The sequence below is a fragment of the Massilia alkalitolerans DSM 17462 genome, from assembly GCF_000427785.1.
Taxonomy (GTDB): Bacteria; Pseudomonadota; Gammaproteobacteria; order Burkholderiales; family Burkholderiaceae_D; genus Telluria; species Telluria alkalitolerans.
Genome location: NZ_ATYR01000008.1, coordinates 41,363 through 55,752, shown reverse-complemented (window position 1 = coordinate 55,752; position 14,390 = coordinate 41,363). Strand labels below are relative to the sequence as shown.

Genomic DNA, 14,390 nt, shown 5'->3' with positions numbered 1-14,390 from the left:
GGACACTGATGCTGGCCGCGCTGTGCGCAGCGCCGCTGGCCCAGGCCCAGAGCACCGGCCGGATCGGATTCGTCGCCACCGAGCGCCTGATGAGCGAATCGAAGATGGCGAAGACGGCCGACGCCCGCATCCAGGCCGAATTTTCGAAACGCCAGAAGGTGGTCGAGGAAACGGTCACCAAGCTCAAGCAGATGTCGGAGAAGTTCGACGGCGAAGCGGCCGGCCTGAACGACGTGGAACGCACCCGCCGCGCGCGCGAACTGCTGAACATGGAAAAGGACGTGCAGCGCATGCAGCGCGAGTTCCAGGAAGACCTCATGCAGCGCAAGAACGAAGAGCGCGCCGCCATCGCGACGCGTGCCTACAAGATCATCGAGCAGGTCGCCGAGCAGGAGCGCCTGGACGCCGTGCTGGCCGAAGCCGCCTGGTCGAGCCCGCGCATCGATATCACCGACAAGATCCTGAAGCTGCTGGACAAGTAATCCGCTCCGGCGGCAGCACAAGTAAAGACGCAGCACATTTTGACTGACACCCGACACTCCAACATGGGCATTCGACTCCAAGACCTGGTCGAGCGCTTCGGCGGACAGCTGGTGGGCGACCCGGACCTGATCGTCTCGGCCATCGCGCCGCTCGACAGCGCGGGCGCCTCCCACATCAGCTTCCTCAGCAACAGCAAGCTGCGTGCCCTGGCGGCGCAAAGCCAGGCCGCCGCACTGATCCTGTCGCCGCTGGACGACCCGAGCGTTGCCGCGACCTACGAGGGCGCGCGCATCGTCACTACCAACCCCTACGCCTATTTCGCCCGCGCCGCGCAGTATTTCGTGTCGCTCTCCGAGACGCCGAAAGCGCCCGGCATCGACCCGAGCGCCGTGGTCGCGCCCGATGCGACGGTCGACCCGACCGCCCACGTCGGCCCGCACGTGACCATCGAAGCCGGCGCCGTGATCGGCGCCCACGTCGTCATCGACGCCGGCTGCTTCGTCGGCAGCGATGCGCGCATCGGCGAAGGCACCCACCTGTTCGCGAACGCCACCTTCCACGCGCGCTGCTCGATCGGCGCGCGCGGCGTGATCCATTCCGGCGCCGTGATCGGCGGCGACGGCTTCGGCTTCGCGGTCGAGGGCGGCAAGTACATCAAGATCCCGCAGACCGGGCGCGTAGTGATCGGCGACGACGTCGACATCGGCGCCAATACCTGCATCGACCGCGGCGCGCTGGCCGACACCATCATCGAAGATGGCGTCAAGCTCGATAACCAGATCCAGATCGGCCACAACTGCCACATCGGCGCGAATACCGCCATGGCCGGCTGCGTCGGCGTGGCCGGCAGCGCGAAGATCGGCAAGGGCTGCACCTTCGGCGGCGCGGCCATGGTGCTGGGCCACCTCGAGATCGCCGACAACGTCCATATTTCCTCGGGCAGCATGGTGTCGCGCTCGGTGCTCGAGCCGGGGCAGTACACCGGCTTCTACCCGCTGGCCAAGAACGCCGAATGGGAGCGCAGCGCCGCCATCGTGCGCAACCTGGCCTCGATGCGCGAGAAGATCCGCACGCTTGAAAAAACCATCAAAACACTGACAGAACAAAAATGACCACCGAAGTCCAGACCACCGCCGACATCAAGACCCTCGACATCAACGCGATCAAGGAATACCTGCCGCACCGCTATCCGCTGCTGCTGGTCGACCGCGTGCTCGACGTCGAGCTGGGCAAGCGCATCACCGCCATCAAGAACGTCACCGTCAACGAGGAATTCTTCAACGGCCACTTCCCGCACAAGCCGGTGATGCCGGGCGTCCTGATGATCGAAGCGATGGCGCAGACCGCCGCGATCCTGTCCTTCATGACCATGAACGTCAAGCCGGACGAGAATTCGGTGGTGTATTTCGTCGGCATCGACAACGCGCGCTTCAAGCGTCCGGTCGAGCCGGGCGACCAGCTCAAGATGGAAGTCGAGATCCTGCGCGTGTCGCGCGGCATCTGGAAGTACAAGGCTGTCGCCAGCGTCGACGGCAAGGTCGCGGTCGAGGGTGAACTGATGTGCACCATCCGCGCCAACGAAGCAGCGGGGCAGTAATGAGCAAGATTCATCCTGGCGCGATCGTCGATCCGAAGGCCGAGCTGGACAGCTCGGTCGAGGTCGGCCCGTATTCGATCATCGGCCCCGACGTGCGCATCGGCGCCGGGACCGTGGTGGGCCCGCACGTGGTCATCGAAGGCAACACGACGATCGGCAAGGACAACAAATTCTTCCAGTTCTGTTCGATCGGCGCCGCGCCGCAGGACAAGAAGTGGAAGGGCGAGCCGACCCGCCTGGAAATCGGCGACGGCAACACCATCCGCGAATTCGTCACCATGAACCTGGGCACCGCCCAGGACGTCGGCGTCACCCGCCTGGGCGACGACAACTGGATCTCGGCCTACGTGCACCTGGCGCACGACTGCCAGGTTGGCAGCCACACGATCTTCTCGAACAATGCCCAGCTGGCCGGCCACGTGCACGTGGGCGACCACGCCATCCTGTCCGGCTACGCCGGCGTGCACCAGTTCTGCAAGATCGGCGCCCACGCTTTTGTTGGCATGTACACCAGCCTGACCCAGGACGTGCCGCCCTTCGTGCTGGTGTCGGGCAATCCGGCCGGCCAGCGCGGCGTCAACATCGAAGGCCTGAAGCGCCGCGGCTTCACCCGCGAGCAGATCGACGGCATCCGCAGCGCCCACAAGCTGGTGTACCGCTCGAACCTGACCCTCGAGGAAGCCAAGGCTGCACTGCTGGCGCTCGAGTCCGAACAGGCCGCCGCAGCGGCCGATATCCGCGCCATGCGCGAATTCCTCGACAGCGCCACCCGTGGCATCGTCCGCTGAGGTCTCGCTAGCGATGGTCGCCGGCGAGGTGTCCGGCGACATGCTCGCCGCGCGCCTCATGGCGGGCTTGCGTCCGCAGCTGCCGAACGTGCGCTTCCACGGCATCGGCGGGCCGCGCATGATCGAGCAGGGCATGCACAGCGACGTGCCGATCGAGACGCTCACCGTGCGCGGCCTGTTCGAGATCATCCCACGCTACCGCGAGATCAAGGGCATCCAGAACACGCTGCGCGACCGCCTGCTGCGCGAGCGCCCGGCCGCTTTCATCGGCGCCGACTACCCGGGCTTCAACCTGGGCCTGGAGGAGCAGCTGCGCGCCGAGGGCATCCCGACCGTCCACTTCGTCAGCCCCCAGATCTGGGCCTGGCGCGGCGGACGCATCAAGAAGATCAAGCGCGCCGTCTCGCACATGCTGGTGATCTTCCCGTTCGAGGAAGCGATCTACCGCGCCGCCGGCGTGCCGGTGACCTATATCGGGCATCCGCTGGCCGAGATGATTCCGCTCAAGCCCGACGTGGCGGCCGCACGCGCGCAGCTGGGCATCGCCAACGATGCGCGGGTGGTGACGATCATGCCGGGCAGCCGCATGGGCGAGTTGAAGTACCTGGCCGAGCCCTTCGTGGCGGCGGCGAAGCTGCTGGCCCAGCGCGACCCGGGCCTGGTATTCATCGCGCCGATGGCGGGCGAGCGCCAGCGCGCCTATTACGCCGACATCCTGGACAAGGCCGGCCTGAGCGACGTGCCGGTACGCCTGGTCGACGGGCAGTCGCATGCCGCCATCGCAGCGGCCGACGCGGTGCTGGTCGCTTCGGGAACGGCGACGCTGGAAGTGGCGCTGTTCAAGAAGCCGATGGTGATCGCCTACAAGGTGATGGGCGCCTCTTGGCAGATCATGCGCCACATGGGCTACCAGCCCTGGATCGGCCTGCCGAACATCCTGGCGCGCGAATTCGTCGTTCCGGAGTATCTTCAGCATGCGGCCACGCCGCAGGCACTGGCCGATGCGGTCTGGCGCCAGCTGGACGATCCGGCCGGGAGCGAGGCCCTGGCGCGCCGTTTCCTTGAGATGCACCACAGCCTGCTGCGCAACAGCGCCGAGGCGAGCGCGGACGCAGTGCTCCGCGTGATTGGACGTAAGAAGTGAGCACACAGTGAGTAAGAAGCGAATCAACCTCTATCCCGGCCTGCCGCCACGGCTGCGGCCGTTCACTGACGCCGACATCGTGTGCGGCGTGGACGAAGCCGGGCGCGGTCCGCTGGCCGGCCCCGTGTTCGCCGCCGCCGTGATCCTCGACCCGAAGCGGCCGATCGAGGGCCTGCGCGACTCCAAGAAACTGACGGAAGCGCGGCGCGACGAACTGGCCCCGCTGATCAAGGAGCATGCCCTGGCCTGGGCCATCGCCGAGTGTTCCTGCGAAGAGATCGACACCCTGAACATCCTGCACGCCACCATGCTGGCGATGCGGCGCGCCGTGGAAGCCTTGTCCACGCTCCCGACCATCGCCCTGATCGACGGCAATCGCTGCCCGCCGATGGAGATCCGCGCCCATGCGGTGGTGGAAGGCGACGACAAGGTAAATGCGATCTCGGCCGCCTCGATCCTGGCCAAGACCGCGCGCGACGCCGCGCTGGTGCAGCTGCATGCACAGTACCCGCAATACTGCTTCGACCAGCACAAGGGCTATTCGACGCCGCTGCACCTGGAACGCCTGCGCCTGCACGGCCCGTCGCCGGTGCACCGCCGCTCGTTCGCGCCGGTGCGCGGGCTGCTGCAGCCGGACCTGTTTGCCGCCGCATGAGGTTCGGCTCATGAAGCACGTCAGCTCGCGCGACAACGCGTTTTATAAAGAACTGAAGGGGCTCGCCACCAGCTCGCAGGCGCGCCGCAAGGCCGGGCGCAGCCTGCTTGACGGCGTTCACCTGTGCCAGAGCTGGCTCGAGCTGCGCGGCGCGCCCGAGCATTGCGTGGTGTCGGAGGGCGCGCTCGGCAATCCCGAAGTCGCCGCCATCGTCGCCCGCGTCGAGGCCTTGCACGCGCACGTGACGGCGCTGCCGGATGCGCTGTTCGGCGCCATCAGCCAGGTCGAGCACGGCGTGCACATCGTGTTCGTGATCGCCTCGCCCGTGCCCTCCAGGGCGCCCGGCCTGGTGGAATCGAGCGTGCTGCTCGATGGCGTGCAGGATCCGGGCAACGTCGGCTCGATCCTGCGCAGCGCCGCAGCGAGCGGCATCAAGCAAGTCTACTGCAGCCCGGGCACCGCCTTCTGCTGGTCGCCCAAGGTGTTGCGCGCCGCGATGGGCGCCCACTTCGTGCTCGACATCTTCGAGAGCATCGAGCTCGCGCCGCTGGTGCGGGCGGCCAGCGTTCCGGTGCTGGCCACCAGCGGCTACGCCGCCGAGCGCCTGTATGCGCTCGACCTGCGCCGCCCGGTCGCCTGGATCCTGGGCCACGAAGGGCAGGGCGTCTCGCAGGAACTGCTCGAACTGGCGACCCACCGCGTCGCCGTTCCCCATGCCGGCAAGGTGGAGTCGCTGAACGTGGCCGCCTGCGCCGCGGTGTGCTTTTTCGAGCAGCTGCGGCAAACGCAGGCGTAGACGGCGGCTCGGCCTTCAGGGTAATCTGGCGGCTGATTAACTGGAGTAAAGATGGACATCGCGCATTTGCACTTCCTGGTGGCGGAAGCCGACGCTGCCCAGCGCAGGTCGCTGGTCGAGCTGCTCGGCCAGCTCGGCGCGCGCCGCGTGACCGACGTGCCGGATGGGCACCTGGCGCTGCAGCGGCTGGAAGCCGGCTTCTCGCCGAAAGTGGACGTCGCGATCGTCGACCTGGCCCTGCCCGGCATGGACGGCCTGGAACTGATCCGCAATCTTGGTGCGCTGGGCGCTGCCGCAGAGGGCCTGCGCCTGATCGTCACCGGCGCCCAGCCGGCCGGGCTGCTGTTCTCGGTCGAGACCCTGGCCCAGGCCTATGGTGTCGACCTGCTGGGCACGACGGCCAAGCCGATCACCTCCGCGAAACTCAAGCCCCTGCTCGACAACTACACCCCGCTCGCGCGCAGCAACGGCGTGCCGAAGGGCCCGAGCTTCTCCTTCCAGGAGATCGGTATCGGCCTGCAGAAGCGCCAGTTCGAACCATTCTTCCAGCCCAAGATCGAGCTCGCCACCGGGCAGGTGAAGGGCCTGGAAGCCTTCGCCCGCTGGCGCCATCCCGAGCACGGCGTGCTGGGGCCGGGATCCTTCATCGATGCGCTGGAGCAGAACAACCGCGTCGATTTCCTTGACTGGAGCATGATCGAGCTCTCCAGCGAGCGCTGCCGCTGGTTCCAGGACCAGGGCATTCCGGTGCCAATCTCGATCAACCTCGCACCCGAGACGCTGGCGCACCCGGCTTTCGTGCGCCAGATCACCGCCTGTATCGGGCGCCACCGCATCCTGCCGGAATACCTGACTTTCGAGATGCCCGAATCCTCGGTCTTGAACACCGACCCGGAATTCATCGAGCGGCTGGTGCGTCTGCGCATGGTGGGCTTCGGCCTGGCGATCGACGACTACGGCACCGGCCGCTCGAACCTGCAGCTGCTGGCGCGCATCCCGTTCACCGAACTGAAGATCGACCGCAGCTTCGTCGACGGCGCCTCCAAGCGCCGCCCGCTGGGCACGGTGCTGCGTTCCTGCCTGGGCCTGGCGCACAGCCTGGACCGCATGTCGGTCGCGGTCGGCGTGGAAACGCGCCAGGACTGGGATTTCCTGCAGAACCTCGGTTGCACCTACGCCCAGGGTTACCACATTGCCAATCCGATGGAAGCGGGGGCCTTCCCCGGCTGGCTTGAGGATTGGCGGCACTTTTTCTGATTCGACATTTAGGACGCCTGCACAAACGCTGTTGCGGGCTCTAGCGGCGATATGCTCGTGCACGGAGGCGTATGGCCGTCTGCCGTCGGCGCGGGAGCGGATATTCAACACCCATACCCACCAGCCGGTTATCCACTTGCATGAAACCAAACTTCCACGAAGTAGCCGGACTGTGGGAACGCGATGGGTCGCTCCGGGACATCTACGTGCAGGATACGGAAGCTGTGCACTGGGATCGCTTCGACCAACTGCTCAGCCAATACGAATGCTCGTACACCTTTGACGGAATGGCGACCCCATTCCCGGGATTGCACAACGTTCTGAAAAATCGTGAAGGATCGCATCTGTTGTCGATTTCGTTGGACGGCCCGATTGAAATTTTCTGCCATTTCTTCCTCGCGGAGCAGTTAGAACTCGACATCTCGACATTGACGGCGCGCACATCTCGATAATTTTGTTTGGAGACCAAAACAGCCGAGTGTTGGAGCTTGAGTATTTAAGATGGGATTTTGAGGAAATTCGTGCCCCACGTTGGGAAACGTTGAGGGTTGGTGAGACGATCCAATTTATAAGCCAACCTAAGGATGAAAATGCCGGCACTAGTTGAGATTTACACAGCAATGTAAAAAGGTATGGGACGCTGAACGGAAGCAAACGGCCTTAAGCAGTCGTTCATCAGGTCAGCGAAATTGGCTTGATGCCTAAATACTTCGCGCTGAAGCATCAATTTTTTATGGTTTCCTTATGCTAACTCTGGAGTTCCCGAACGAACGACATCGCGCTGCTTACGAAGACATGATTCGACGGTGGCGTAATGCTGAGACGCCCACGTCGCCGGGCAAGCTTTTCGCGGGAAGGAATTTCGATGAATTCCTTTCGATTGTCCAGGGCGAACCAACCGAACCGGATCCAGGAAAAGTGCCGGCGCACTTGTTCTTTCTCGCCGATACCGAGAGTTCGAAACTTCTTGGCGCGATACAGATTCGCCACCACATCAATCATCCGAACCTTATAGAGACTGGTGGCCACATTGGCTACGGCATCTGCCCGGGCGAACGGGGTAAGGGGTACGCGACAAAAATGCTGGCCCTTGCTATTCCTGAAGCGAAAAAAATCGGTCTTTGCCGCATCCTTGTCACGTGTAAGGACGAAAATGTGGGATCTTGGAAAGTCATCGAATCGAATGGGGGCGTATTTGAGCGCACTACCTTCGATGAAGGGCACTTGGCGCGGCGCTATTGGATCGAGGTCGTTTAGTCGGTTGCCGCCTGATTTCGACGACCGAAGCGCGGTCAAACGAAGGTCTGCTTCGGGTCGAACGCGCACGTACGCGGGCTCAGTGAAGGCACTGACATTACGTCGTCGTAGACGGACTGATGCCATGGTCCAAGCAGTCCTTCCCCAAGGACCTGTGGTCGCGTATAGCCGCTCGTCTTCCGGTCGATCGCAAAAGGCGGCCGTCCACATAGCGATGACCGCGCGACCCTGACTGGAATACATGGGAATACCTGCCGCGCGAGCTGGGCAGCGGCAGCGGCATGGCGTGCCGGCGTCGCCTTCTCGAATGGATGCCACCCGGTGTCTGGTAGCGTATCCACGAGACGCTTCTGCGACGACCCCGATCGAACGTATGCTGTGAGAGCCCGTCGGGCTTGGCTGCGCTGTCGGGGCAGTGCAGTGCGCACCTTCGCTTGGCTACACCGCTCTCGCAGACCTTTAGTATTCCCGGCGGTCCGGCTTGATCTCTTGCAGGATCGTCGTGGCGATTTCCTCGATCGACTTGGTGGTCGAGGACAGCCAGCGGATGCCCTCGCGGCGCATCATCGCTTCCGCCTCGTTCACTTCGTAGCGGCAATTCTCGATCGACGCATACTTGCTGCCGGCGCGGCGCTCGTTGCGGATCTGCGAGAGGCGCTCCGGGGTAATGGTCAGCCCGAACAGCTTGGCCTTGAACGGCGGCAGCGAAGAGGGCAGCTTGCCGCGCTCGAAGTCGTCGGGGATCAAGGGATAGTTCGCTGCCTTCAGGCCATATTGCATCGCCAGGTAGAGGCTGGTCGGCGTCTTGCCCGAGCGCGACACCCCGACCAGGATCACATCCGCCTCGGCCAGGTTCTTGTGCGACTGACCATCGTCATGGGCCAGCGAAAAGTTGATCGCTTCGATCCTGTTCTTGTACTCCTCGGTGTCCACTGCATTGTGGATGCGCCCGATCGTGTGCGTCGACTTGACGCCCAGTTCCTGCTCGAGCGGCGACACGAAGGTCTGGAACAGGTCCATGTGCATGCCGCGCGCAGCCCGGATGATGCTCGACAGGTCATGCTTCACCAGCGTCGAGAACACGATCGGCCGTTGGCCGTCGCGCGCGAAGCTGTCGTTGATCCGGCGCGCGGCCTCGTGCGCCTTGTCGACCGAGTCGATGAAGGGCAGGCGGATCTGGCGGAAACGCATCTCGAACTGGCTCAGCACTGCGTGGCCGAAGGTCTCCGCCGTGATGCCGGTCCCGTCCGAGACGAAGAAGACGGTGCGCGAGGAGGGGGCGGAACCCGGGGCGGGCGAAGCGGTGGTTTCTACGATCATGGTGTCGAAATACTAAGTCGTCCTGACAAAGTTGCAGCGTGGTTTGCCGCTCACGCGGTAAAATGCTCGGCAACGGTTCTGCATTGTGCTGCACGACGGCCAGAATAACAAGAACACCCCGTCGTCCCGCACGATGCATTTAGCAGCCAAAAGGTTTCTATCTCAAGTAAGGGTGTATCACCATGACTAACCTGTCTGTAGCAGCATTGAAGGAGCCTGAGCAAGCATCACGGGTCTACGTAGCATCGTTCGAAAACCTGCGCATGACCGACGTCGAGTCGGTCGGCGGCAAGAACGCCTCGCTGGGAGAGATGATCTCGCAGCTGGCCAGCGCCGGCGTGCGCGTGCCGGGCGGCTTCGCCACCACGGCCGACGCCTTCCGCGACTTCCTGGAGCACAGCATTGGCGGGCCTTCGCTGGCCCAGCGCATCGCCACGCGCCTGGAAGGCCTGGACATCGACGACGTGCGCGCGCTGGCCAGCGCCGGCGCCGAGATCCGCCAGTGGATCGTCGACACCCCGTTCCAGCCGCGCCTGGAACAGGAAATCCGCGCCTTCTACGAGCGCCTGGTCGCCGATTCCGATACCGAAGTCTCCTTCGCCGTGCGCTCCTCGGCCACCGCCGAAGACTTGCCGGACGCGTCCTTCGCGGGCCAGCAGGAGACCTTCCTGAACGTGGTCGGCATCGACAACGTGCTCGAAGCCATGAAGCACGTCTTCGCCTCCCTCTACAACGACCGCGCAATCTCCTACCGCGTCCATAAGGGCTTCACCCACGCCGAAGTGGCGCTGTCGGCCGGCGTGCAGCGCATGGTGCGTTCGGACACGGGCGCCGCGGGCGTGATGTTCACCATCGATACCGAATCGGGCTTCAAGGATGTAGTCTTCGTCACCTCGAGCTACGGCCTGGGCGAGACGGTGGTGCAGGGCGCGGTGAACCCGGACGAATTCTACGTCCACAAGCCGATGCTGGCCCAGGGCAAGCTGCCTGTCATCCGCCGCAACATCGGTTCGAAACTGATCAAGATGGAGTTCACCAGCGAAGCCAAGGCTGGCCGCTCGGTGCGCACCGTCGACGTGCCGATCGAGATGCGCAACCGCTATTCGCTGAGCGACGCCGAAGTGGTCGAGCTGGCCAAGTACGCCGTCATCATCGAGAACCACTACGGCCGTCCGATGGACATCGAGTGGGGCAAGGATGGCCGCGACGGCAAGCTGTACATCCTGCAGGCGCGTCCGGAAACCGTGAAGTCGCAGCAGAAGGCCACCGACGCCCAGCAGCGCTTCAGCCTGAAGGGCACCGGCACCGTCTTGACGAGCGGCCGCGCGATCGGCCAGAAGATCGGCGCCGGTCCGGTGCGCGTGATCCACGACCCGAGCGAGATGGAACGCGTGCAGCCGGGCGACGTCCTGGTGGCCGACATGACCGACCCGAACTGGGAACCGGTCATGAAGCGCGCCTCGGCCATCGTCACCAACCGGGGCGGCCGTACCTGCCACGCGGCGATCATCGCGCGTGAACTTGGCGTGCCGGCCGTGGTCGGCTGCGGCGATGCTACCGAGTCCCTGAAGGACGGCACGTTTGTTACCGTGTCGTGCGCCGAAGGCGACGAGGGCAAGATCTACGACGGCCTGCTGGAAACCGAGATCACCGAAGTCTCGCGCGGCGAACTGCCGCCGATCCCGACCAAGATCATGCTCAACGTCGGCAATCCGCAGCTGGCCTTCGACTTCCAGTCGGTGCCGAACGGCGGCGTCGGCCTGGCGCGTCTCGAGTTCATCATCAACAACAACATCGGCGTGCACCCGAAGGCCATCCTCGAGTACCCGAACATCGACGTCGACCTGAAAAAGGCGGTCGAATCGGTGGCACGCGGCCACGCCTCGCCGCGCGCCTTCTATGTCGACAAGCTGGCGGAGGGTGTCGCGACCATCGCCGCGGCCTTCTGGCCCAAGCCGGTGATCGTGCGCCTGTCCGACTTCAAGTCGAACGAGTACAAGAAGCTGATCGGCGGTTCGCGCTACGAGCCGGACGAAGAAAACCCGATGCTGGGCTTCCGCGGCGCCGCCCGCTACCTGGCCGAGGACTTCGCCGAGTCCTTCGAGATGGAATGCCTGGCCATGAAGCGCGTGCGCGAAGACATGGGCCTGACCAACGTCGAGATCATGATCCCGTTCGTGCGCACCCTGGGCCAGGCCGAGAAGGTCATCGAGCTGCTGGCGAAGTACGGCCTGAAGCGCGGCGAGAACGGCCTGCGCGTCATCATGATGTGCGAAGTGCCTTCCAACGCCATCCTGGCCGAACAGTTCCTGCAGTATTTCGACGGCTTCTCGATCGGCTCGAACGACCTGACCCAGCTCACCCTGGGCCTGGACCGCGACTCCGGCATGGAGCTGCTGGCCAAGGACTTCGACGAGCGCGACCCGGCCGTGAAAGCCATGCTGAGCCTGGCCATCAAGGCCTGCCGCGCCCAGGGCAAGTACATCGGCATCTGCGGCCAGGGGCCGTCGGACCATCCGGACTTCGCCGAGTGGCTGGTGGAGCAAGGCATCGAGTCGATGTCGCTCAATCCGGACTCGGTGATCGAGACCTGGCAGAAGCTGGCTGCCGGCCGGGCTTGATCAGCCTCAACCGTATGTCTATGCGCCTGCGATAAACGTCAACGGAGGATCTTTTATTCCTGTCTGGACCTGCTACACTGGCATCGATAACTCTTTGCCAGAAAGCACACAATAAGCAAGCGCATCGACATTCTGAAACCCTCGCCGCCTGTTGCAGGTTGCGGGGGTTTTTTACTTTTTCTAACCCCCTGAAGGAGACGCCCATGTCCGACTGGATGAGCTGGCTGGTGGTCGCCGGCATCCTCGTGATCGCCGAACTGTTCACCGGCACCTTTTATCTCTTGATGATCGCGATCGGCCTGAGCGCCGGCGCGCTGGCCGCCGTGGCGGGCGCCAGCGGCCCGATGCAGACCCTGGTGGCCGCAGTGGTCGGCCTGGCCGCAACCGCGCTCCTGCACCGCAGCCGCTTCGGCAAGCCGGCCAAGTCCGAGGCGACACGCGACCGCAACGTCAACCTCGACATCGGGCAGCGCGTCGCCGTAGCGCATTGGGTGGATGGCCGCGCCCGCGTGATGTACCGCGGCGCGCTGTGGGACGTCGAACTCGGTCCCGATGCGCAGCCCGAAGCAGGGGACTACCGGATCGTCGAGGTGCGCGGTAGCCGCCTGATCCTCGCTAATTCATAAGACTAACTAATAATTAATACTCATTTATAAGGGATGCTCATGGAATTCACGTTCGGCACTGTGGCGCTGGTGTTCTTCATCATTGCGCTGGTATTCATCTTCAAGACCATCAACGTGGTGCCGCAGCAGCACGCGGTGGTGGTCGAACGCCTCGGCAAGTTCCACGCCGTGCTGGCGCCCGGCCTGAACATCGTGGTGCCCTTCATCGACCGCATCGCCTACAAGCACAGCCTGAAGGAAATCCCGCTCGACGTGCCGCCGCAGGTCTGCATCACCAAGGACAACACCCAGCTGCAGGTCGACGGCATCCTGTACTTCCAGGTGACCGACGCCATGCGCGCCTCGTACGGCTCCTCGAACTACATCCAGGCCATCACCCAGCTGGCCCAGACCACGCTGCGTTCGGTGATCGGCAAGATGGAGCTGGATAAAACCTTCGAGGAGCGCGACCACATCAACACCACCATCGTCAACGCGATCGACGAGTCGGCCGCCAACTGGGGCGTCAAGGTGCTGCGCTACGAGATCAAGGACCTGACCCCGCCGGCCGAGATCCTGCACGCGATGCAGCGCCAGATCACCGCCGAGCGCGAGAAGCGCGCCCTGATCGCGGCCTCCGAAGGCCGGCGCCAGGAACAGATCAACATTGCGTCAGGCGAGCGCGAAGCGGCGATTGCCCGCTCCGAAGGCGAACGCCAGGCCGCGATCAACCGCGCCCAGGGCGAAGCCAGCGCCATCGTCGCGCTGGCCGATGCGAGCGCCGCGGCGCTGCGCCAGGTGGGCGCCGCGATCCGCGAACCGGGCGGCATGGACGCGGTCAACCTGCGCGTGGCCGAGCACTACGTCGACGCTTTCGGCAAGCTGGCCAAGACCAACAATTCGCTGATCGTGCCGGCCAACATGGGCGACATGAGCAGCGTGATCGCCAGCGCGCTGCAGATCGTGAAGTCGCAGCAGCCGGACATCCTCCGATGAAGCGAGTGGTGGTGATCACCGGCGCCTCGGATGGCATCGGCGCCGAGATCGCGCGCCAGCTGGCGGCAAAGGAGGGCGCCGGCGTGGCGCTGGTGCTGGCGGCGCGTAACGCGGCCCAACTCGACACGGTGGCGGGCGAATGCGCCGCGCTGGGCGCGCAGACCCTGGTGGTGCCGACCGACGTCGGCGTGCAGATCCAGTGCCGGCGCCTGGTGGTCAGCGCCATCGAGCATTTCGGGCGCATCGACGTCCTGGTCAACAACGCCGGCCGCTCGGCGCATGCGCTGTTCGAGGAAGTCGAGGACCTGTCCTGGTACGAGGAGCTGATGCGCGTGAACCTGTGGGGCGCGGTCTGGTGCACCCAGGCCGCGCTGCCGGCACTGAAGGCCTCGCAAGGCCGCATCGTCGCGGTGTCCTCGCTGGCCGGCCTGGTCGGGGTGCCGGGGCGCACCGCCTACAGCGCCACCAAGTTCGCCATGACCGGCTTTTTTGAAGCGCTGCGCGCCGAAATGAAGGGCCATGGCGTGTCCGTGACCACCGCCTATCCAGGCGTGGTGGCGACCAGGATCCGCTACCGCGGCTTCAATGCGCAGGGCGAAGCGATGGGTTCCAGCGCCTTGAAGGAAGAGCGGGCCATGAGCGTGGAGGAGTGTGCGCGCCTGATCATCGCGGGGATGGAAGCGCGCCGGCGCGAGGTCGTGATGACGGCCAAGGGGAAGATCGGGCGCTTCCTCAAGCTGCTGGCGCCGGGACTGGTGGAGAAGATGGCGCTGGCGGCCTTGAAGCAGGACGTGCGGCCGCACTAAAGGCGTCGCGTATTTATAGAATCAAGATTCGCCAATCGTGCGGGATAATATTTTGATAACTGCGA

General features: G+C 64.4%; 15 protein-coding genes. 14 read left to right on the top strand and 1 reads right to left on the bottom strand.

Going from position 1 to position 14,390, the window contains the following annotated elements:
* Positions 1-8: 8 nt before the first annotated feature.
* From YWC_RS0110375 to YWC_RS29030, 10 genes are all read left to right on the top strand, one after another.
* On the top strand, positions 9-482 hold the full coding sequence (locus YWC_RS0110375) for an OmpH/Skp family outer membrane protein (protein ID WP_229413070.1): 474 nt from the start codon (positions 9-11) through the stop codon (positions 480-482).
* Positions 483-545: 63 nt separating this feature from the next.
* Positions 546-1,595, top strand: coding sequence for a UDP-3-O-(3-hydroxymyristoyl)glucosamine N-acyltransferase (gene lpxD, locus YWC_RS0110370; RefSeq protein ID WP_027865298.1), 1,050 nt, complete (start codon positions 546-548; stop codon positions 1,593-1,595).
* Positions 1,592-2,080: a 3-hydroxyacyl-ACP dehydratase FabZ gene (fabZ, locus tag YWC_RS0110365; RefSeq protein WP_229413069.1), complete on the top strand. Its 489-nt coding sequence runs from the start codon at positions 1,592-1,594 to the stop codon at positions 2,078-2,080. Before lpxD ends, fabZ begins: the two co-directional genes overlap by 4 nt.
* Positions 2,080-2,868 (top strand): acyl-ACP--UDP-N-acetylglucosamine O-acyltransferase, encoded by a 789-nt coding sequence (gene lpxA / locus YWC_RS0110360; protein ID WP_027865296.1) that lies wholly within the window; start codon positions 2,080-2,082, stop codon positions 2,866-2,868. Before fabZ ends, lpxA begins: the two co-directional genes overlap by 1 nt.
* Positions 2,852-4,012 (top strand): lipid-A-disaccharide synthase, encoded by a 1,161-nt coding sequence (gene lpxB / locus YWC_RS0110355; protein ID WP_027865295.1) that lies wholly within the window; start codon positions 2,852-2,854, stop codon positions 4,010-4,012. The genes lpxA and lpxB overlap by 17 nt, the downstream gene beginning before the upstream one ends.
* A gap of 7 nt (positions 4,013-4,019) precedes the next feature.
* Positions 4,020-4,667 (top strand): ribonuclease HII, encoded by a 648-nt coding sequence (gene rnhB, locus YWC_RS0110350; protein WP_084416379.1) that lies wholly within the window; start codon positions 4,020-4,022, stop codon positions 4,665-4,667.
* A 10-nt stretch (positions 4,668-4,677) separates the two neighbouring features.
* Entirely contained in the window at positions 4,678-5,463 is a 786-nt protein-coding gene (locus YWC_RS0110345; RefSeq protein ID WP_027865293.1) for a TrmH family RNA methyltransferase, read from the top strand.
* Between the two features lie 51 nt (positions 5,464-5,514).
* Positions 5,515-6,720: an EAL domain-containing response regulator gene (locus YWC_RS0110340; protein WP_027865292.1), complete on the top strand. Its 1,206-nt coding sequence runs from the start codon at positions 5,515-5,517 to the stop codon at positions 6,718-6,720.
* 140 nt (positions 6,721-6,860) lie between these two features.
* Positions 6,861-7,172, top strand: coding sequence for a hypothetical protein (locus tag YWC_RS0110335; RefSeq protein WP_027865291.1), 312 nt, complete (start codon positions 6,861-6,863; stop codon positions 7,170-7,172).
* A 292-nt stretch (positions 7,173-7,464) separates the two neighbouring features.
* Positions 7,465-7,977 carry a GNAT family N-acetyltransferase gene (locus YWC_RS29030; protein WP_036214015.1) on the top strand — a complete coding sequence of 171 codons (513 nt, stop codon included), beginning with the start codon at positions 7,465-7,467 and terminating at the stop codon, positions 7,975-7,977.
* Between the two features lie 459 nt (positions 7,978-8,436).
* Here the strand turns inward: YWC_RS29030 and ppsR are convergent, their stop codons facing one another.
* Positions 8,437-9,297: a posphoenolpyruvate synthetase regulatory kinase/phosphorylase PpsR gene (gene ppsR, locus YWC_RS0110325; RefSeq protein ID WP_027865290.1), complete on the bottom strand. Its 861-nt coding sequence runs from the start codon at positions 9,295-9,297 to the stop codon at positions 8,437-8,439.
* Between the two features lie 182 nt (positions 9,298-9,479).
* Here ppsR and ppsA point away from each other — a divergent pair, with 182 nt between their 5' ends.
* The 4 genes from ppsA (at position 9,480) to YWC_RS0110305 (ending at position 14,325) form a co-directional block, all read left to right on the top strand.
* Positions 9,480-11,918 (top strand): phosphoenolpyruvate synthase, encoded by a 2,439-nt coding sequence (gene ppsA / locus YWC_RS0110320; protein ID WP_084416378.1) that lies wholly within the window; start codon positions 9,480-9,482, stop codon positions 11,916-11,918.
* Positions 11,919-12,121: 203 nt separating this feature from the next.
* Entirely contained in the window at positions 12,122-12,544 is a 423-nt protein-coding gene (locus YWC_RS0110315; protein ID WP_027865288.1) for an NfeD family protein, read from the top strand.
* Between the two features lie 39 nt (positions 12,545-12,583).
* Positions 12,584-13,519 carry an SPFH domain-containing protein gene (locus YWC_RS0110310; RefSeq protein ID WP_027865287.1) on the top strand — a complete coding sequence of 312 codons (936 nt, stop codon included), beginning with the start codon at positions 12,584-12,586 and terminating at the stop codon, positions 13,517-13,519.
* A complete protein-coding gene (locus tag YWC_RS0110305; RefSeq protein ID WP_027865286.1) occupies positions 13,516-14,325 on the top strand; it encodes an SDR family oxidoreductase in 810 nt (269 codons plus the stop codon). The genes YWC_RS0110310 and YWC_RS0110305 overlap by 4 nt, the downstream gene beginning before the upstream one ends.
* Positions 14,326-14,390 lie beyond the last annotated feature (65 nt).